Source organism: Microbacterium sp. Bi98 (assembly GCF_918698045.1).
In the GTDB taxonomy this organism is placed as follows: Bacteria; Actinomycetota; Actinomycetes; order Actinomycetales; family Microbacteriaceae; genus Microbacterium.
Genome location: NZ_CAKKLK010000004.1, coordinates 110,461 through 129,654, shown reverse-complemented (window position 1 = coordinate 129,654; position 19,194 = coordinate 110,461). Strand labels below are relative to the sequence as shown.

The window sequence follows — 19,194 nt, the reverse complement described above, 5'->3', positions numbered from 1 at the left end:
CGCGAGACGGATGCTTTTCTCTGCCTTTCGGAGTTGTGCTCGTACGACGCGCGTGGTGGATGCGAAGTCGTCCACGACCTCGTCGGTGGGGGTTCGGTGGCGCCGCCCACCTTGTTGCGGAGGCTCTGGAGACGGGACGCGATCTCTTCGTAGGCCGCGTTGAGCTTGCCTTGGCTCACCAGGAGGCTTGTGATGATGGGGACGGACCATTTGCCGTCGCGTACCTCAAGGAGGCGGGCGAGGGATCGTGCGTCGTCGACGACTTCAGACCATGCCGAAAGAACGACGGCGGTGTTGGCGTTGGTGGGGCGGAGCGCGTCCCATATGGTGTCATACCGGTGGTCGTGCTCGGGGTGCCGTGCGCGTAGGTAGTCGTAGAAGGCGGTGAACGCGGGCGCCTCGCTAATCGTCGTGCCCAGCTCCGGCTGGCCTTCAGGACCCAGGTTGAGCGTTGCGGGGCCGCCTTCTACGGTTGCACGACCCAAGAGACGCTCGAGTTCATCCGGCGAGATGATCTCGCCGCAGATAGCTCTTCGCGCCAGACGCGGGTTGAGTCACCCCCTACAAACACCTAGTTTCATAAGTGTTGGTATCATGGTGTGATGCCCACGTCTTCGCCCAGCACCCGCATCCCCATCGATGCCATCTCGAGCGAGACCCTGGACTGGAAGCCGCGGGCACCGGGGATGTTCTCACGGGCCGAGGTTGTGCGTCAGACCGGGCCCTTTGAGGCGACGGTCACAGCTCCGATCGCTCATTGGAGCCCGCAGGTCCCGAGCGAAGATGCCGCTGACGTCGAAGACGCCACGCGCCAGCTGGTCGCGTTCGACGAGCATGCGCGGCGCACGTTGGGCACCGACAACCCGGCCCTGGGCCCGATGACCGCGATCCTGCTCCGCACAGAGTCCGCGTCCAGCTCACAGATCGAGCAGCTGACGACGTCGGCGAAGCAGCTCGCTCTCGCCGAGATCGATGAAGGCGACAAGGCCAACGCGCTCACCGTCATCGGGAACGTCCGCGCCATGGAGGCAGCCCTCGCGCTCTCGGACGAGATCTCCGAGGATTCCATCCTGCAGATGCACCACGCTCTGCTGCGCCACCAATCCGGCCTCGAGCAGGAAGCCGGTGTCTACCGCCAAGAACAGGTCTGGATCGGCCCCGGCAACGCCGGCCCCCGCCACGCGGAGTTCATAGGTCCCCACCACGACCGGATTCCCGGTGCGATCGGTGACCTGGTCAGATTCGTGCAGCGCCAGGACATCTCCGTGCTTGTTCAGGTCGCTGTCGCGCACGCCCAGTTCGAGACCATCCACCCGTTCGTCGACGGCAACGGCCGCACCGGCCGCGCGCTCGCGCAGTCGATCCTGCGCAACAAGGGTCTCGTCAGCTCCACCGCCGTACCGATCTCTGCAGGACTACTCGTGAACACCGGGCGCTACTTCCAGGCGCTGACCGCTTTCCGAGCCGGCGACGCCGCCCCGATCATCCGCGAGTTCGCCATGGCGAGTCGCATCGCCGCGTCCACGGGGACGCAGTTGGTCGACGATCTCGTCGCGCAGCTGGACGAGTCCCGCGCTCTACTCCAGGGCGTCCGCTCCGACGCTGCGGTCTGGAAGGTCCTTCCCGCGCTCGTGGGCCAGCCGGCTGTGAACACGAAGTACCTCATGAGCGCGCTCGGACTCGGCGAGATGGCGGCGCTGCGCGCGCTGGACACACTCACCGATCGCGGGGTGCTCACCGAGACGACCGGCCAAGGACGCAACCGCGTCTGGCAGCACCGCGGGATCTTCGACGTCCTCGACGGATACGCCGAGCAGATCCGCCGGATGACCGCTCGAGGCTAGCCGCGCGCCAGCGCGGGGTCATAAGCCCCGGCGGGTCGGCACTGCCTATGACCCCCGATCCGACTTCCGCGGAATCTCGCGGATTTCGTGCGCTCCCCTGCGCTCGGTTGCTGGGCACTTCGACGGAGACCCCCAGCAATCGAGCGGATCCGAGCGCGCATTGCCTCTGAACGAGGTCTAATCCGGGTCCGGACCTGCGGCTGCAGTTCCCTCGAGCTCGCGAAGCCGTTTCAGCTGCGCCCACGGCCAGAACGCGATCCACCCGATCGAAACGATCGAGCCGCCCATGATCATCGAAGCGATATCCATGCGCTTCACGCTACGGACTCGGCGTGCCCGCGGTCATCCCCCGCGCGACGGATCCGGTCAGACAGCCACTGCGGCTGGCGACCGCAACCCCAGAAACCTCTCTATGCGGAGTCCTCGTCGATCCGCGTGATTCCGGGGTTTACGTGTTTACAACCTCACAAACCTCAGTTGCTCAGCGAGCCTCCACCCCGCTCGTCACGACCGACCCTGACCCCGAATAAGTGGCCCCATGCCTGAACAGAAACCGATCGACAAGAAGACCGCCCGGCACATCCGAGCTCTCGTCATCACGCAGGACGACGCGCTGAAGGGTCGCCCTTGGCGGTCGATGAAAGCGATCAAGCGCGCGCTGAAGGCAGGCGAGATCGACTGACCTGCGCTCGACGCTCACCCCACACACGACCTCGAGGAGAACACCGATGGTTCTCATCTACAGCACGACCCCGCACGACACCGGCGAGTTGGTTGCTCTGCGTCAGGTCATCAACGACAACGAGCGCGCGTTCTCGGATCTCAGGACTATCTACAGCGTCGACCAGCGGCGTCTTTGTGATGAGTACGACGCCCTCATGGCCGCGCAGCGACCCACGTACCCGACGCCGGAGCACCTGAAGGGCCTGGACATGGTCGCCGAGATGATGCGCGCCGGCACCGAGTACGGCGACCACCGCGGTTCGCCCAGGCAGGTCGATCGCGAAGCCGGGCGAGCTCTCCCCCGCAGCGTCGACTTCTCATCGTTCGCCTGCAGGATCAACATCCGCGCCTTCGCCCAGTACCGTGCCCGCTCGTCCCAGCACGCGTGGATCTTCACGGAAGACGACATCGAGGCCTTCCGGCATGAGCTGACGAAGCGCTCGCTCGGCATCGCCTCCCACTGGCAGCACGAGGATGGCGTCGCCTTCCAGGTGTTCAACGCTCGCGACTGACGTGGGCCTTCAGGTTCGGCCGAACCCGCTCGGATTGGCCAGCCGGAAACGCTACACCACCGGTTTCGGTGCTATTGCGTTTCGGCAGGGGGTTACGGCGGGTCGATCCTCGGCGTGTCGTGACGTTGACCAGGGCGATCCTCCAAGCCGCCGGAAACGATCGTTTTCGATGGGACGACCGCTCCGATTTATAGTTCAGTGCTGCGGCTAGGCGAGGCTCGGCCGTGGTTCGCGCGCGAGAAGGGGGACCACGCGGACGAGGACGAGCATCGCGACCAGCTCGACAAGGGTTTGCGTGACTATCGCGAGCGGGGCCATGCTCATCGAGGCGGGAAGGGCGAGAGCGAGCGGTAGGACGACGAGCGAGTTGCGCGTCGCGGTGGAGAACATCACCGCGCGGGTGGCGGAAACGTCTAGTTGTGCGACGCGGCTGGCGAGCTTCCCGATCGCGACGGCGAGGACGACGAATGCGATGTACAGCGGCATTACACGCAGGAGCGCGGTGATCTGCGATCCAACGGCGGCGATCTGGGAACCGATGACTACGGCGAGGGTCACCATCATCAGCGGCACCATCGCACCCGCCATGATCTTCTCGATAAACCGCCCTCCCCGATAACGACGCGCAAGAGCCTGCACAACCGCTGCTGCAGAGAGTGGGACCACGATCAGCAACAGGAATGCCCGGATGAATGGGCCGATGTCAACCACACCGAGCACAGCGCCGCCGGCGAAGAGGAACAGGAACACCGGGAGCAGCAGGATCTGGACCAACATCAGCAGCGGTGCGGCTGCGAGCAGTCGCGCGCCAGCACCACCCGCGAGACCAGCGAACACGATGACGTAATCGATGCACGGGGTCAGCAGGACGAACAACACCCCGAGGAGCAGTCCCCGGTCGTCGACTACGAAACGGGAGAGACCCCAGGCGAGCATCGGCACAATGACAAAGTTCGCCACCAGCACCGTGCCCAGAAACCTGATGTCACGGAACGCGCGCTTCACCTCGATAAGCGGGACGCCGAGGAAAGTGGCGAACAACAGCAACATCAGTGCGGGTTCGATCGAGTGCTCGAGGCTCGGAGCGGCCTGCGGCGTTATCAGCCCGATGGCCGCCCCCACGGCGATTGCGCCGATGTAGAGGGCGAGTTGATGAGTGTCCCACCACCGCACGAGAGATCTCACTCGGTGCTCTCCTCGTCTGCGCGGATCATGAAAACTGCTCCGGTGATCGCTGCGGCGAAGATCACGATGTCGGCGAGGTTGCCGATGAACCAGTTCCCGTAGGCGAGGAAGTCCACGACGTGTCCACGGGCGAATCCGGGGTCGCGGAAGAGGCGGTCGCCTGCGTGTGAGGCGGCAGCGCCACCGAGAGCGCCGATCACGATCGCCCACGCCGGGCGTTGCACTTGGAACGCGAACACGATCGCTGTGACGGTGGCGGCGACAGCGAGCAGCGCGAATACCCAGGTGAAGCCTTCCCCGAACGAGAATGCCGCTCCGGGGTTATAGGCGAGCTGCAAACCCAGGAGGTCACCGATCAGCGGGATGCGCTCGCGCTCGGTGAGGGTCGCTTCGGCCAACACCTTGGTTCCCTGATCAATCAGCACGACAACCACGGCGATCAGGAGCGTTCCACCAGTGAGCTGCCACCGCCGTGCCGACGACAGCTTGCGCGCAGCGGGCGGGCGAGCCTCTGTCCGGGAGGAGGTCATGCGAGGACCTCGATCAGACGGACGATGACCCCAGATTCGATCAGGATGAACAGGCCCAGGCCGATGAACACTGCCGGTACCAGCCAGTGCTCGACGCGCTCCAGCGCTTCGGTGACTGCCTTGTTGGTGCCGATGAGCCGACCGGCCGCACACCAGACCGCGACGAGGATGAGGAACACGACGATCATGATCGCGACGTCGACTGGGGTGCTGGTGCGGAAGATTGGCGTGTAGAGGGAGATATTGTCGGCCCCGTTGGCGATCGTGATCCCTGCGACGCCCCATAGTCCGACCGCGGTGATCTTGGAGTCGTCGTCGTCATTGTCGCCGTTGCGGCGCAAGCCGCGAATGAGCGTCCACACGCCGATGCCGAGCGGGATCAGACCCAGGAACCCGACCCATTCGTCCGGAACGATCGTGAGCCCGAGCGCGGCTATCACACTGATCACGACCAGGGTGATGAACCCGAGATACTGGCCTGCGATGATCTGCCACGGGCGGGGATTCCCTCGACTGGAGGCGAGGAACAGCACGGTGAGCACGACGATGTCGTCGATGTTCGTCGCCGCAAAAAGGCCGATCGCTGAACCGATGGTGGCGAGCATCAGCTTTCCAGTCGTGGCGTGCGGGCGGCACGCAGGCCGTTGAGGATCACGATGACCTCCGCGACCTCGTGGACCAGGACGACAGCCGCGAGCCCCAGGACGCCGAAGAGCGCGAGCGGGAGCAGGGCGGTGATGATCAGCAGCGACAGGATGATGTTCTGGTTGATGATCCGTCGACCGCGCCGGGCGTGATCGAACGCCCGCGGGATGAGGCGCAGATCATGGCCGGTGAAGGCCACGTCGGCGGATTCGATCGCTGCGTCGGAGCCTGTCGCGCCCATCGCGATGCCGACGTCTGCGCTAGCGAGGGCCGGGGCATCGTTGATGCCGTCGCCGATCATCGCGACCGGTCCTGCCTTCGACAGTTCTGCGATCGCGGTCGCCTTGTCCTCCGGGCGCAGCTCCGCTCGCACGGCGCTGATCCCGGCCTGCGCAGCCAGAGCACGAGCGGTCCGGGCGTTGTCGCCGGTGAGCATCGTCACGCCGACGCCCTGGCCGGTGAGTGTCCGGACTACGTCAGAGACTTCAGGGCGCAGCTCGTCACGGACGCCGATCGCGGCGACCGGTGACCCGTCGCGGTGCACGATGACGACGGTCATGCCCTGCTCTTCCAGCGTTGCGACCCGCTCGACGAGGTCGCCGGCGTCCAGCCAGCGGGGACTGCCGACGGTGATTCTCGATCCGTCGACGGTGCCGTCAATACCGTGGCCGGCCTGCTCGGTCACATCTGCAGCTGCCGGTGTCCCCGAGGCTGCGGCGGTGATTGCTGAGGCAAGAGGATGTGTGCTGTGCTGCTCCAGGGCAGCCGCCCACGCCAACGCCTGGACCTCGGTTACACCGTTCGTGGTGAGCACGGCGGTGACCACGGGCTCGTTGCGGGTGAGGGTTCCGGTCTTGTCGACGGCGACGTGCCGGACCGTCCCGAAGCGCTCGAAAACGGCGCCGGACTTGATGATCACACCGAACTTGCTCGCCGCACCGATCGCAGCGACGACCGTCAGCGGCACCGAGATCGCCAGCGCACACGGGGAGGCCGCGACGAGCACGACGAGCGCGCGGGTGATCCACACCTCGGGGTCGCCCAGCAGCGAACCGATGATCGCGACAAGCGCTGCGAGGATCAGCACGCCGGGCACCAGCGGGCGGGCGATCCTGTCCGCGAGACGAGCACGCTCGCCCTTCTCGGTCTGTGCTTTCTCTACCAGTTCGACGATCGTGGTGAGCGAGTTGTCGGTGCCCGCAGCCGTCGTTTCGACCTCCAGCGCGCCGGCGCTGTTGATCGCGCCGGCCGACACAACATCGCCAGGCTGGACCTCGACCGGGATCGACTCCCCAGTGATCGCCGAGGTGTCCAGGCTGGAGCGACCGGAGCGGACGATCCCATCCGTTGCGATCCGCTCGCCCGGGCGGACCACCATGACCTGACCGACCATAAGCTCTCTCGCTTGCACCTGCACAGCGTTGCCGCCCTGCAGCACGGTCGCTGTTTCCGGGACGAGCTTCAGGAGCGCCCGTAGCCCCCCGCGGGCCCGGTCCATCGCCTTGTCTTCGAGCGCCTCAGCGATCGAGTACAGGAACGCCAGAGCCGCGGCCTCCTCGACGTATCCGAGGACGACTGCACCGATGGCGCTGATGGTCATCAGCAGTCCGATGCCGAGCTTGCCCTTGAACAGCTTTCGTATCGCGCCAGGCGTGAACGTCGACGCACCCAGCAGCAGACCGGCCCAGAACAGCACGAGCGCCGGAATCTCGAGGCCGGACCACTCGAGGATCAGGCCGACGAGGAACGCAACGCCGGAAAGGACCGGCACCATGATCCCGCGGTCCCTCCACCACGGCCGCTCAGCCTCTTCGTGTTCCTCTCCCGCCGGGGCGGCGGACTCGTGCTCGCAGCCGCACGCCGCGCTCACGCGTCAGCCCCTGCTCCGCAGCAGCCCGGCACCGTGCAGGCCGAGTCCACACACGGCGCGTGCTCGTCCACAGCCAGCGTCACATCCACAAGCGCGAGGAGGGCCGCGGCGAGATGAGGGTCGGCGATCTCGTAGCGGGTTTGCCGGCCCTCAGGCTCGGCGACAACGATCCCGCAGTCACGCAGGCAGGTGAGATGGTTCGACACGTTGGAGCGCGTCAGCTCTAGCTCACGGGACAGGACTGCGGGGTAGCTCGGGCCACCGAGCAGAGTCATGAGAATCCGAGAACGCGTAGGATCAGCCATGGCGCGGCCGAGCCGGTTCATGACGTCGAGACGAGAAGCAATGGTCAGCATAACCTGAACTATACAGTCTCCGCTGACCTATTTCCTATGCGGTCAAGCCAATGCCCTCAGGGCATGGTCTTCGAGCCCGAAAGAACGCTGCCGCCCAGAATGCACAGGCGAGCTCGACGCGTCTCTGACATGAGCCGTCTTCTGGTTCCGGACGCGCTCCGCGGGTTCGCGATTGTCGCGATGCTCATCGCGCACGCTGCTCCGTTCGTGCCGAACGCACCGTGGGCGGTGCAATTCGTCACGGCGAACTTCAGTAGTGTCGCGTCGCCGCTCTTCGCACTCGTCATGGGCATGTCGGCGGAGCTTGTGTGGAGACGCGGCGGCGCTGCGGGGGTGACGTTGCTGCAACAGGCTCTGCGTGGCCTGTTCCTCATCGTCCTGGGTGTGTGGATGGCCACGTGGGGCTCCTGGCTGGCGGTCATCCTGAGCTATCTCGGGCTGCTCATCATCCTCGGCGCGCCCCTTCTACTCCTGCGCAGCTCGGTCGTGATCGCCGCGACAGCGGTCCTTGTCCTGGCCAGTCAGCCATTGCTGAGCGTCGCACGCACCTGGATTTGGGTCTACACCGCGCCGCCGCCCGTGCGTGAGGTCACGACCTGGATGTTCCTGGGCCCTCAGTATCGGGTGGTCAACCTGTTGCCGGTGTTCCTCATCGGTGCCCTGTTGATCCGTCACGGCTTGAAACGCGATCGCTTGTTGTGGATCATGGCGGCTGTGGCGCTGTTGGCGTATCTTGCCTGGGGTTTCGGGCAGCGCTTCGGCACGGTGTTATCGGGGGACTACCTGGACTCTCTGAGGGATATTGGCTTGGTGTTCGCCGTCTACGTCTGCGTTGTGCTGGGGGCTACGGTGAGGCGGGAGCATGCAGAGCGTTTTTGGGGTGCTGTCTTTGTTCCCCTGTGCGCGTGCGGTCAGGTGGCGTTGTCCCTGTACTTGCTGCACGGCGGTCTCATCGCACTCTGGAGTAACGCGTATGGCCGCCCTGCCGAGAACTTCTACTTGGGATGGCTGGTGATCGTTCCGGGCATGATCGGGGCGGGTTGGGTGTGGTGGCGGTTAGTTGGAACTGGTCCAGTTGATGGGTGATGGGCTGGCTCAGCGGACGACGTCCCAAGGCTTTCTCGCTTCGCCCGTAGAACGGGCGCGTGGCTCACGGGTTCGCAAGAAGACTTGATTGGTGGGGCTGGTATCATCCTGAGGTCATGGTCGTCCACGGTCGCGCTCACAAATGCGTTAGCCGCGCCGACGAGTTCATGATAACGAAGATCATTACGGCCCTCGGATTGGCACTTCTTCTCATCGTCGGAGCGTGGCCGGGCGGCCATCGTGACGCGACGGATGCGACTGCGTATCTGAGCACGACATCCTCGTCGTCACTAGGTACGTCTTCTGCTGGCCCTGTCGCGGCGGGTTCGGGTGAAAGCGGTGTCGGCGCAACTGCGGAACATGTCGTGGCTGGGGATACCGCGAACGACATCATGATCGGCGTCGCCGGGTGCCTCTTGGGTATCCTCTGCTGCTTCTTGGTGCTCATCGTCACGCGGATCTTCCGCCGTCACGTCCCCTCTTCTCGCGTTCGTGAACGTTTGCCGCGCGCACCATCACTGGCGGCCATGACGGGGCGCCTGTTCGTATTGCCTCCTTCTCTCACACAGCTTTCTCTGTCGCGAACCTGATCTGGCGGCGCCATCTCTTCGATGGCGCTCCCCTGGTCGTCCTCGTTCGTTGTGTGTGTCTGGAGTGTCTATGAAATCTTCTATGAAAGCGGTACTTGTCACCGTGGCTCTCGCCGTGGTGTTGCTGATCGTTGCGCTGGTGTTCGTCCTTGTCAATCAGAGTCGAGCTGCCGCACCCGAGACGGGGGCCGCTGATGGTCCACAGGTCGTCCGTGAGAACTCGCATGTCCTCGATGACGGAGGAGATGGGGCGGTGACGGTGGTCGAGTTCCTCGATTTCGAGTGCGAGGCCTGCGGTGCTTTTTATCCCCTCGTCGAGGATCTCCGTGGCAAGTTCGATGGCGAGATCACGTACGTGATCCGCTACTTCCCGTTGCCGGGTCATCTCAACTCGAAGAATGCCGCGATCGCTGCCGAAGCCGCAGCGCAGCAGGGACGGCTGGAAGAGATGTATCACCGCCTGTTCGAGACGCAGTCTCAATGGGGTGAGGCTCAAGAGTCTCGTGCGGACCTGTTCCGGGGATTTGCGGAGGAACTCGGATTGGATATGGCCGCGTTCGATGATGCGGTCGCTGATCCGGCGACTGCAGAACGGGTCCAGTTCGATCTAGACGAGGGTGAGCAGCTCGGTGTCAGCAGTACCCCCTCGTTCTTCATCGATGGGGAGCCTGTCGTGCTGGAGACGTGGAATGACCTGGAGGACACCATTGAAGCCGCGGTGAACGGTGCTGAATGATGGCGCGTTCGCTATCGCACCGTCGCGTCATCATCGTCGGCGCCGGGCACTCCGGGTTGGCGACAGCCGCCGCACTCAGGTCCTCCGGGCTTGAGCCGCAGAAGGACTTCGTGATCATCGATTCTGCACCTCCCGGTCGACGAAGCTGGGCCACACGGTGGCAGTCGATGAAGCTACGCAGCGCGGCCCGCCACAGTGTCGTCCGCGGGTTTCCTTTCCCGGGCGATGGAGACCGTTATCCGAGTAAGGATGAGATGTCCGATTACCTGTCTTCGGTGGAGAACGCCCTCGGTGTGAAGACCGTGTGGGGCACTCGTGCTCTTGGAATCACCCGGTTGGGCGACGGATCCACACTGCATCTGTCGACCTCCGCCGGGGAAGTGCAAACCCGAAATGTGGTCTGTGCAACGGGAGCTGCCGCGGTGCCGCGCGTGCCGGGCTGGCGCCTGGAACTGGCAGTACCCGGTGTTGTGCTGCATTCCAGCCAGTACCTCTATCCCGCCCAGATACCTCCCGGCCGCGTGTTGATCGTTGGCGGTGGATTCAGCGGAGTGGAGATTGCAGAAGAGCTCGCTTCCTCCCACGACGTCACCCTCTCCACTCGAGCGGAATCCTCAGAGGTGTCGGAGCGGCCCATCTGGTCGAGGCTGCGACGTCGGGGTCCGATGTCTGAGTCACGCCCCCGCGTAGCTTCGACAGACGTCACTCATGCCGCCGCCGTGACGGAGGTACACGGAGACACCGTGATGTTCGCCGATGGGGCGTCCGTGAAGCCGCATTCCGTGATCCTTGCGACCGGGTACAGGCCGGCGGACGCATGGCTGCCCGATTCGGAGCCGCCCGGGCAGCCTTTGCACGTCAATGCACGCATCCCGGGACTGTTCACTGTTGGCATGCCGCGTTACTCCCGGGCAGATGCGGGCACCCTCGCTGGGGCGGGTCGTGATGCGGCGATCGTCGCCCGGCACATCGTTGGACGGCCGTAAAGGAGCACCATGACAGACACAGGGCACAGTCACGGTATCGGTGACGCCACTCCCCGCAATCGCCTGGTCATCGCGTTCGCGATCACCTCTTCGGTCTTCATCGTCGAAGTGATCGGCGCAATCATCACAGGCAGCCTCGCACTGCTTGTTGATGCGGCGCACATGCTCACCGATGTCGTCGGGTTGGCGATGGCCGTCACCGCTGCGCATCTGATGAATCGTCCCCCGACTCCCAAGTACACCTTCGGTCTTCGACGCACGGAGGTTCTCGGTGCGCTCGCTCAAGCAACTTTGCTGCTCGGGGTGGGCATCTTCGCGCTCGTGGAAGGCGTACGGCGGCTGTTCGAGCCCCCTGAGATCGCATCGGGGAGTCTGCTGTTCTTCGGCATCGTCGGTCTCGTCGCCAACATCGCCTCCATGCTCGTATTGTTCAGCGGCCGCGGACGCAATCTCAACATGCGCGCCGCGTTCCTCGAGGTCGTCAACGATGCCCTCGGTTCCGTCGGCGTCATCGCCAGCGCCATCCTCATCGCCGTTTTCGGTTGGTATCAGGCGGACGCCGTCGCGGGCGTCTTGATCGCGCTGCTCATCATTCCCCGCACTCTTATCCTGTTGCGAGCATCCGGTCGGGTGCTGTTGGAGTCCACACCCGCCGGCCTCGACCTCGAGGATGTCCGCCGCCACATCCTTGCCCTTCCGCACGTGGTCGCGGTGCACGACCTTCACGCGACCCAAGTCTCGACCGACCTCCCCACGCTCACCGCCCATGTCGTGGTCGATGACACCGTCACGATGGAAGCTTCCGCCGCATTGCTGACATCACTTCAGCAATGCGTCAACGAGCACTTCGCCGTGAGCATCGAACACTCCACCTTCCAGATCGAACCCGAATCCCACCCCGGAGAGCACGACACCCATGCATAAACGCCTCTCGGCACGTATCACAGCCCTCGCCGCCGCCGCCCTGATGGTGTCGGCATCCGTCGTGCTGGGGACCACAGCCCCGGCCGCCGCTCACGACGAGTTCGTCTCGGCGTACCCCGACGCCGACTCGGCCGTCGACGGCTCTCCCGACGAGATCTCTCTGATGTTCACCGGGCTGCTTCCGGATGGTGACGGCGCAACAGTCATCGACGTGGTCGATGAAACCGGAGCAAACGTCGCAGTCGACGCCCCCCAGGCGACCGATGACGTTATCACGCAGCACCTCTCCCCGGACGCCGCGACCGGTGTCTTCACTGTCCGATGGAAGACCGTCTCCGCCGATGGGCATCCGATCAGCGGAGAGTACGTGTACACCGTCAGACCCGCGACGGACACGGGATCCGGCACAACCACCGCAAGCCCCACCCCTGAAGCCTCACCACAGAGCAGCGAAGAAACGGAAACCGCATCGCCGGCACAAACGTACGGCGGCACACCATCCGGAGGCGGTGCCTTCGAAATGCTGCCCCTATTCTTCCTCTCCGGTTTGGCTATCATCCTGGGGGTCGGGGTTGTGGGCGTGATGATGGCCGGGCGCCGCCGTCACCAGCGGGATCGCGCCGAAGTTGCTGAGGATGCCGCGGCCGCGGGGGAAGACGCCGATGCGTGATCGAGTCCGCCGGTCGGCCGTGGTGCTCATCGTCGCCGCCATCGTTATCCTGATCGATCAAGGCACCAAGACTCTTGCTCTGAACACGTTGCGACAGGATGCGCGTATACCGCTGATCGGTGACTGGCTCGGTCTTCAACTGGCCTTCAACCCCGGGGCGATCTTCTCGCTCGGGGAAGGCTCCACATGGGTCATCACCGTCGTCGGGCTCGCTGTCACCGCGGCCCTCATCGGTGCCGCTACCCGAGCCCGCAACGTGTGGTCGGCGGTTGGTTTCGGTTTCATCGTGGGCGGTGCGATCGGGAACCTCATCGATCGCTTATTCTCGCCGCCCGCGTTCGGGATCGGGCACGTCACCGATTTCCTTGCCTACGGGAACCTGTTCATCGGCAACCTCGCCGATGTCGCTCTCGGCATCGGTGCCGTGTTCCTCATCGTCGCGGGTCTGCGCATAAGCCGTCGCCGGCCAGACCCCTCGTCCCGCCCCGATCCCGTCGACCCTGTACCCGCCGAAGAAACGGTTCACCCATGAGTCCCAAAGAACGTGTTCCCTCCACTTACCAGCGGAACGCCCTGGCCCCCAGCCTCGTCGCCGCCGCGATCCTGTTCCTCGCCCCGGCGCTCTTCCAGGCGAATTGGGCGCCCCTCGTCCTCTTCATCGCCTCAATTTTCGGGCTGATCGTCGCGTGGTTTGCGCTGCAGGCACGCCACTGGTGGTGGATCCCGGTCTTCCTCGCGATCGCCGTGCTCTGGAACCCGGTAATGCCCTTCCCCTTCTCCGGTGTCGTGTGGACCACAGCACAGCCCATCGCGGCCGTGGCGTTCCTGGCAGCGGGGGCGACGATCAAGGTGATCCGGAAGTGAACAGCGCGATCTTCTTGTCACGACCATGCGTGTGAGCGGCCAGATCCTCGAAAGTCCCCCATCTTTGCAGGCGTTCCTCGCACCGGCGGACATCCCGCTTCCGGTGTTACCGATAGTCGCGGGGATCCTCGCTGTGCTGTATCTGGTCGGAGCGATCCGGTTGTGGACGCGCGGGCGTCGGTGGCCCGTGTGGCGAACGGTCAGCTTCCTTCTCGGGTGTGTTCTCCTCGCGGCGGTCACTGGTCTAGGCGTTGAAACCTACGGCCAGGCGCTGGTGTCCGTTTTCATGTTCCAGCAGCTCACTCTGATGATGATGGTGCCGCCGCTCCTCGTCCTGGGCTCTCCCGGCACCCTTCTTCTGCGAGCGACACCGCATCATGGAGCGGGACGGTTAGTCCTCACAGCGGCCCACGGTGCTCTTCGAAGCCCGGCCGCGAAATGGATACTCAGTCCGTGGGCCACTGTCCCGCTCTACCTGTTCGCGTTCTACGGCATCTACCTTGCGGGTGCTGCCGATGCCATCCTCGCTCTCCCCGGGGGTCACGTCGCACTCGAGGTCGGATTCCTCCTCGCCGGCGTGCTCTTCACCATCCCCATCCTGTCCTCCGATCCGCTGCCGGTCAGGTTGGGTCATGGTGCCCGTGCACTGGACGTCTTTGCCGAAGCCGCGCTCCACGCATTCTTCGGGGTGTTTCTCATGATGGCCAGTACGATCCTGGTCGGCTCGTTCGTCGCGCCCACCGAAGCACTGGGCATCGATCCCCTCGCCGATCAGCAGCTAGCCGGCGCTCTGGCATGGTCCTACGGTGAAGCCCCGACCGTACTGATGTTGATCTACGTGATGCATCGTTGGTTCCGAAGCGACACCGCTCGTGCTGCCGCGGCGGATCGGTATGCCGACGTGCACGGGAACGCCGACCTCGACTCGTACAACGCTTACCTGAAAAACCTGGGCACTCATGACCGTGACCGCTGACCCGTTGGTGGGACACGCCCTCTCCGTTCGACCACGGCGCGGCAACGCCAGTGCGCACGATGCGCTCCTGGCAGCTGCGGTGCCATTTCCCGTAGCGATCGTCGCGTCCGCCATCGCAGGAGGCATGCTGGATCTCGCCTACCCCGCGTCCGGGTGGTGGCCCGCGACGTTCGTGAGCGCAACCATCGGGCTGTGGACGCTTCGCGGACGCTCTGTTCCCGGGGCGTTCCTGATCTCCCTCGTCTACGGGACGGCCTTCTACTTCACTCACTTGGTATGGGTGACCCGGTTTCTGGGGCCCATCCCATGGGTCGCGCTGGCTGGCTTGGAATCCCTGCTGTTCGGTGCCGGCGGTGCGCTGATCGCACTCGCCTATCGTGTCGCCACCACGCGGGCGGGATTCGGGTATCACGCGATCACTCCTGTGCTCGTCGCCGGGGTGTGGGTGCTGCGGGAAACGCTGATGGGGAATGCGCCGTACACCGGGTTCCCGTGGGCGCGAATCGGCTTCACTCTTGCCGAGAGCCCGCTCGCGGAAGCCGCTTCCTGGGTGGGGACAACCGGGCTGACCTTCCTGACAATCCTCGTCTGCGCAAGCGTCGTGGAAGCCCTCACCCTCCGCCGGTGGGAGCCGGGAGCAGCAGCGGCGGTCATCGTCGTTGCCGCGATGGCCGTCCCTCTGTTCCCGACTGAGCAAGCGGGAATGATGCGCGTCGGATGGGTGCAGGGCAACGGTCCCAGCGGCTACTTCGACACCAGGACAACAGGTGACATCCTGCGCGCACAGGAAGAAGCGACCGCTCCGCTCCTGGGGCGTGAAATGGACCTTCTCGTCTGGCCAGAAGGGGCCGTCGACGCCGATCCCCTGCGCGATGCCGCCGTCGCAGGCCGCCTTGATCGACTCGTGCAGGGTGCTGGCGCTCCGGCACTGGTGAATGCGGCAACCACCCGCGGAGCTGACACGTTCAACACCTCGATGCTGTGGACCAGCGCCGGGCCGCAGCAGCTCCACGACAAGGCCAACCCCGTCCCTTTCGGCGAATACGTGCCGGACCGTTGGTTCTACGAAGCCATCGCCCCCGATCTCATCGGGTTGATACAACGCGAGTACACGCCCGGCTCCAACACGCCCCTCATGAACGTTGGCGATGTGCCCATCGGTCTGGCGATCTGTTTCGACGTCATCTACGACGACGTCATCCACCAGAGCGCGTCCTCTGGCGCGCAGATGTTCGTGTTTCAAACCAACAATGCGGATTTCAGAGGCACGGACGAGAACCTCCAACAGCTGACCATCGCCCGCATACGCGCGCTCGAAACAGGGAGAACTGCGGTGAACGTCTCCACCACCGGGACCAGTCAAGTCATCGGCCGCGATGGAAAAGTGTTGGCTCAGGTTGCGGTGGACACGACCGCGGCGAAGATCACCGAGGTCCCCCTCCGCGCCGGCACGACTCTCGCTGTCGTGCTGATGCCGTGGCTCGGCTGGATGCTCAGTATCGGAACGGTACTAGCGCTGCTCGTCATGTCGATCCGACAGCGACGGACGCATGCTGACTCCCAGGAAGACGGATGGATGACGTTGTGAAGCTCAAGATTCTGACCTCTGGCGCGGCGCTGTGCGCACTGCTTGTGCTCACCAGCTGCGCACCCACCGTCCACCTCGAGCCCGCAGCGAACGCGAATGACCCGCTGTGCGCAGAGGTCACCGTACGATTACCGGACTCGATTGGCGACCAGGCTCGCGTCTGGACGGACGCTCAGGCCACCGCAGGATGGGGCACCCCCAGTAGCGTGCTCCTCACCTGCGGGTTGGAGCCCCCGGCCCCCACCACGCTGCAATGTGTCAGCTTGGGGGGCGTCGATTGGATCGTCGACGAGGAGGAGACCCCGAATCTGCGGCTCACAACCTACGGCCGAGATCCAGCTGCCCAGGTGTACGTGGACACGACCACCCTGTCGGCGGACGCGGTTCTCGAATCTCTTGCCGGGGCGATCCAGCAGCTCCCCAAGACCGGTGAATGCACGGCACCTGTGACGGAAGACCCGGACGCTGCTGGCGCTCAGACAGGGGATACCACTCCATGAATCCCGTTGTTCTCCGGATCGTTGGACCGACGATTCTCGTTGCCGCCGCACTCATCGCTGTGGTCATCGGGCTCGTGATTGGTGGAGGAGCTGCACCAAGACTCGCGAGTGACCCTGGAGCGCTCGTGCGATGGGGACTCCCGGCCGCGAAACTGTTCGTCAATCTGTCCGGTGCGGCGATGCTCGGGCCCCTGGTGCTGGCGGTGTTCGCTCTCCCCTCGGCAGGGAAGCCCTTCACCGTCGCGCTCGATATTGCCTCCGCCGGCGCCGCGACCCTCACCCTCACAAGCGGGGTGGTGGCTTACCTCACCTTCCTGTCCTCATTCAATCCGCAAGTTAACCTGAGTGCCGAGTTCGGCACGCAGCTCGGTCGCTTCCTCCTCGACACGGAGCTGGGACGATCATGGCTCATCACCGCGATCCTCGCTTCGGTCGTGACAGTCCTCGCATTCGCTGTGCGCAGCTATGGTGCGGTGATGATCACAACCGTGCTTGCGATCATCAGTCTGATTCCCATGGCCACCCAAGGTCATTCGGGTGAGCTCGCCAATCACGATCCCGCTGTCATGTCCCTCGTCCTGCATGTCATTTCAGCAGCAGTATGGCTCGGGGGGCTCATCCTGCTCGTCGTCGCGCGACCGATCAGCTCGCCGCGCGAACTCGAGAACCTGCTCCGCCGGTACTCGACGGTGGCGCTCATCGCGTTCATCGGCGTCGCCGTCTCGGGATACGCGCGGACGCTCACAGCCCTCGGCCGGTGGGAGGATTTGGCCTCACCGTACGGCATCCTCCTTCTCACAAAGATCGGCGCGCTTTTGGTCATGGGCGTCCTGGGTGCCGCCTACCGCCGCCGACTCATCGCAAAGACCAGCGAGGGCCGTGGCGCCTTCTGGATGATCGTGTGCGTCGAACTCGGTTTCATGGGTGTCGCGAGCGGGGTCGCCGCCGCCCTCGCCCGCACCGCCGCCCCCGCCGATGCGATCACCCTGCCGCAGACCACCGCCGCGGAGATCCTCACCGACGCACCCGTCCCGGTCGCACTCACCCTGCAGAGATGGTTCACGGCGTGGAGTCCCGACCTCCTTTGGGTGCTCGTCGCGGGTTTCGGAATCGTCTTCTACCTCGTCGGCGTCCGACGCGCACGGCGCCGCGGGTATCCGTGGCCAGCCAGGCGCACGATCAGCTGGATTGCGGGGATGGGGGCGCTTCTGTGGACGACCAGTGGGCCGATCGCAGCCTATGACGATTCGCTCATCAGTATGCGATTCCTCGCCTTCGCTCTCCTCAGTCTCGCGATCCCCTTGCTCCTTGTCTTCGCGGCGCCGATCACCCTCGCAACCTTGGTCATCCACCCACGGGACGATGGAAGCCGAGGACCGCGCGAATGGCTTCTCTGGGCCGCCCACAGCCCCCTGGCCCGGTTTACTCGTCGCCCCGTCGTCGCCGCGTCCCTGTTCGCCACGTCGCTGTGGTTGTTCCACTACTCCGACCTGTTCCGATGGTCGCTCTACGACCAGCTCGGAGCGGAATGGATGATCAGCCAGCTCCTCGTCACCGGGTGCCTCTTCGTACGATCGCTTTCCCCGAACGCGTCCACGACTCCCGAGGGGCGGTGGCGTGTGGCCTCACTCACTGCGCTCACAGGCGTGGCCACTTTCTTCGGCATCGCCACTATCGCTCGCTCCGACCTCATCGTCGCGGAGTGGTTTGGCGCCATGGGGCGGACGTGGGGACCCACCCCCCTGCAGGACCAGGCCCTCGCCGGAGCCGCCACCTTGATGATCGCGGGAATGCTCGCAATCCTCACCGGCTTCTCCGTCCTCCACACGAAACGCAACAACAGACCTACCGACAGCACCCCCGTGCCCGCCGGACGAAAGGACCCACGCCCGTGACCTCCACCCACCGCACCCGCTGGCTCGCCAGCACACTTCTTGCCCTCATCGCACTGGGAATCGTGGCCGCACCGGCCCCCGCAGCTCTCGCGCACGACAACCTCCTGGACACCGTGCCCGGGGCAGACGAAACCGTCACCCAACTCGACGACGTCGCTCTCACGTTCAGCGGGGAACTCATTGACTTCAGCCAGGCAAGCTTCGCCCAAGTGCAAGGACCCGACGGCCTCTTCTACGAATCCAGCTGCTCCACCATCGACCGCAACATCCTCACCACCCCGGTCGCACTCGGAGAACCCGGCGTCTACACCGTGCTTTGGAACGCCGTCTCCAGCGACGGTCACCCCATATCCGAGAGCTTCACGTTCACGTACGCTCCCACCGGCATCGAGCCAGGGCTGGGATGGGACCAACCAGCATGCGGGAACGAACAATCACGGATGCAACCGGCAAAGGCGTCGCCCTCTGCTGTGCCAACTACCGAACCTCCCGCAGCGGACACCCCTGCCCCGGCGGCATCCGCAGGCGAGAACGAGGTGGCTTCGATCGCGATCCCGCTCATCATCGCCGTGGCTGTCATAGGTGCCGCGGTGATCGCCACCACCGTTGTCGTACGGCAAGTGAAAAAGAACAAACACAACAAGGTGAGCCCCGACATCCACACGGACCCGAAAGCGTGAACTTCGTGTCAGGACAGTCGAACTCGAATTCGAT

Annotated in this window: 22 protein-coding genes; 16 read left to right on the top strand and 6 right to left on the bottom strand. The window is 64.7% G+C overall.

The window, feature by feature from the left end:
• The first annotated feature begins 602 nt into the window (after positions 1-602).
• Entirely contained in the window at positions 603-1,844 is a 1,242-nt protein-coding gene (locus LQZ85_RS08905) for a Fic family protein (RefSeq protein ID WP_230100800.1), read from the top strand.
• A gap of 177 nt (positions 1,845-2,021) precedes the next feature.
• Here LQZ85_RS08905 and LQZ85_RS17865 read toward each other — a convergent pair whose 3' ends face one another.
• The gene (locus LQZ85_RS17865; RefSeq protein WP_268776162.1) at positions 2,022-2,153 is read right to left on the bottom strand and encodes a hypothetical protein; all 132 of its coding nucleotides are present in this window, start codon (positions 2,151-2,153) and stop codon (positions 2,022-2,024) included.
• A gap of 229 nt (positions 2,154-2,382) precedes the next feature.
• On the opposite strand from LQZ85_RS17865, the gene LQZ85_RS08900 reads away from it, so the two are divergent.
• Together LQZ85_RS08900 and LQZ85_RS08895 are read left to right on the top strand one after the other, a co-directional pair.
• Positions 2,383-2,526, top strand: coding sequence for a hypothetical protein (locus LQZ85_RS08900; RefSeq protein WP_157538179.1), 144 nt, complete (start codon positions 2,383-2,385; stop codon positions 2,524-2,526).
• A gap of 46 nt (positions 2,527-2,572) precedes the next feature.
• Positions 2,573-3,079, top strand: a complete 507-nt coding sequence (locus tag LQZ85_RS08895) for a hypothetical protein (RefSeq protein ID WP_056278739.1) — start codon at positions 2,573-2,575, stop codon at positions 3,077-3,079.
• 207 nt (positions 3,080-3,286) lie between these two features.
• Here LQZ85_RS08895 and LQZ85_RS08890 read toward each other — a convergent pair whose 3' ends face one another.
• The 5 genes from LQZ85_RS08890 to LQZ85_RS08870 all read right to left on the bottom strand — a co-directional run bounded on the left by LQZ85_RS08890 (position 3,287) and on the right by LQZ85_RS08870 (position 7,665).
• Complete coding sequence (locus LQZ85_RS08890; RefSeq protein WP_056278740.1) at positions 3,287-4,264, bottom strand: bile acid:sodium symporter; 978 nt, start codon at positions 4,262-4,264, stop codon at positions 3,287-3,289.
• Entirely contained in the window at positions 4,261-4,794 is a 534-nt protein-coding gene (locus LQZ85_RS08885) for a signal peptidase II (protein ID WP_056278741.1), read from the bottom strand. The genes LQZ85_RS08890 and LQZ85_RS08885 overlap by 4 nt, the downstream gene beginning before the upstream one ends.
• Positions 4,791-5,399, bottom strand: a complete 609-nt coding sequence (locus tag LQZ85_RS08880) for a cadmium resistance transporter (protein ID WP_056278742.1) — start codon at positions 5,397-5,399, stop codon at positions 4,791-4,793. The genes LQZ85_RS08885 and LQZ85_RS08880 overlap by 4 nt, the downstream gene beginning before the upstream one ends.
• Complete coding sequence (locus tag LQZ85_RS08875; RefSeq protein WP_017201916.1) at positions 5,399-7,213, bottom strand: cation-translocating P-type ATPase; 1,815 nt, start codon at positions 7,211-7,213, stop codon at positions 5,399-5,401. The genes LQZ85_RS08880 and LQZ85_RS08875 overlap by 1 nt, the downstream gene beginning before the upstream one ends.
• A gap of 92 nt (positions 7,214-7,305) precedes the next feature.
• The gene (locus tag LQZ85_RS08870) at positions 7,306-7,665 is read right to left on the bottom strand and encodes a metalloregulator ArsR/SmtB family transcription factor (RefSeq protein ID WP_017201917.1); all 360 of its coding nucleotides are present in this window, start codon (positions 7,663-7,665) and stop codon (positions 7,306-7,308) included.
• Positions 7,666-7,794: 129 nt separating this feature from the next.
• On the opposite strand from LQZ85_RS08870, the gene LQZ85_RS08865 reads away from it, so the two are divergent.
• The 13 genes from LQZ85_RS08865 (at position 7,795) to LQZ85_RS08805 (ending at position 19,160) form a co-directional block, all read left to right on the top strand.
• Positions 7,795-8,751 (top strand): acyltransferase family protein, encoded by a 957-nt coding sequence (locus tag LQZ85_RS08865; RefSeq protein ID WP_056278743.1) that lies wholly within the window; start codon positions 7,795-7,797, stop codon positions 8,749-8,751.
• Between the two features lie 116 nt (positions 8,752-8,867).
• Positions 8,868-9,341: a hypothetical protein gene (locus LQZ85_RS08860; RefSeq protein ID WP_162253852.1), complete on the top strand. Its 474-nt coding sequence runs from the start codon at positions 8,868-8,870 to the stop codon at positions 9,339-9,341.
• 70 nt (positions 9,342-9,411) lie between these two features.
• Positions 9,412-10,077 (top strand): thioredoxin domain-containing protein, encoded by a 666-nt coding sequence (locus LQZ85_RS08855; RefSeq protein ID WP_136041016.1) that lies wholly within the window; start codon positions 9,412-9,414, stop codon positions 10,075-10,077.
• Positions 10,074-11,063 (top strand): NAD(P)-binding domain-containing protein, encoded by a 990-nt coding sequence (locus LQZ85_RS08850; RefSeq protein ID WP_308418032.1) that lies wholly within the window; start codon positions 10,074-10,076, stop codon positions 11,061-11,063. The genes LQZ85_RS08855 and LQZ85_RS08850 overlap by 4 nt, the downstream gene beginning before the upstream one ends.
• 9 nt (positions 11,064-11,072) lie before the next feature.
• Complete coding sequence (locus LQZ85_RS08845) at positions 11,073-11,987, top strand: cation diffusion facilitator family transporter (RefSeq protein ID WP_042538288.1); 915 nt, start codon at positions 11,073-11,075, stop codon at positions 11,985-11,987.
• Positions 11,988-12,048: 61 nt separating this feature from the next.
• The gene (locus LQZ85_RS08840) at positions 12,049-12,657 is read left to right on the top strand and encodes a copper resistance CopC family protein (RefSeq protein WP_162253853.1); all 609 of its coding nucleotides are present in this window, start codon (positions 12,049-12,051) and stop codon (positions 12,655-12,657) included.
• A 19-nt stretch (positions 12,658-12,676) separates the two neighbouring features.
• Entirely contained in the window at positions 12,677-13,189 is a 513-nt protein-coding gene (lspA, locus tag LQZ85_RS08835; RefSeq protein ID WP_230100799.1) for a signal peptidase II, read from the top strand.
• Entirely contained in the window at positions 13,186-13,521 is a 336-nt protein-coding gene (locus LQZ85_RS08830) for a DUF6804 family protein (protein ID WP_042538290.1), read from the top strand. Before lspA ends, LQZ85_RS08830 begins: the two co-directional genes overlap by 4 nt.
• A 25-nt stretch (positions 13,522-13,546) precedes the next feature.
• On the top strand, positions 13,547-14,497 hold the full coding sequence (locus LQZ85_RS08825) for a cytochrome c oxidase assembly protein (RefSeq protein ID WP_042538291.1): 951 nt from the start codon (positions 13,547-13,549) through the stop codon (positions 14,495-14,497).
• A gap of 124 nt (positions 14,498-14,621) precedes the next feature.
• Entirely contained in the window at positions 14,622-16,085 is a 1,464-nt protein-coding gene (gene lnt, locus LQZ85_RS08820; protein ID WP_230100798.1) for an apolipoprotein N-acyltransferase, read from the top strand.
• The gene (locus LQZ85_RS08815) at positions 16,070-16,585 is read left to right on the top strand and encodes a DUF3515 family protein (RefSeq protein ID WP_042538292.1); all 516 of its coding nucleotides are present in this window, start codon (positions 16,070-16,072) and stop codon (positions 16,583-16,585) included. The genes lnt and LQZ85_RS08815 overlap by 16 nt, the downstream gene beginning before the upstream one ends.
• A 125-nt stretch (positions 16,586-16,710) precedes the next feature.
• Positions 16,711-18,480, top strand: coding sequence for a cytochrome c oxidase assembly protein (locus tag LQZ85_RS08810; protein WP_052492866.1), 1,770 nt, complete (start codon positions 16,711-16,713; stop codon positions 18,478-18,480).
• Positions 18,477-19,160, top strand: coding sequence for a copper resistance CopC family protein (locus LQZ85_RS08805; RefSeq protein WP_026049677.1), 684 nt, complete (start codon positions 18,477-18,479; stop codon positions 19,158-19,160). The genes LQZ85_RS08810 and LQZ85_RS08805 overlap by 4 nt, the downstream gene beginning before the upstream one ends.
• The last annotated feature ends 34 nt before the right edge of the window (positions 19,161-19,194 follow it).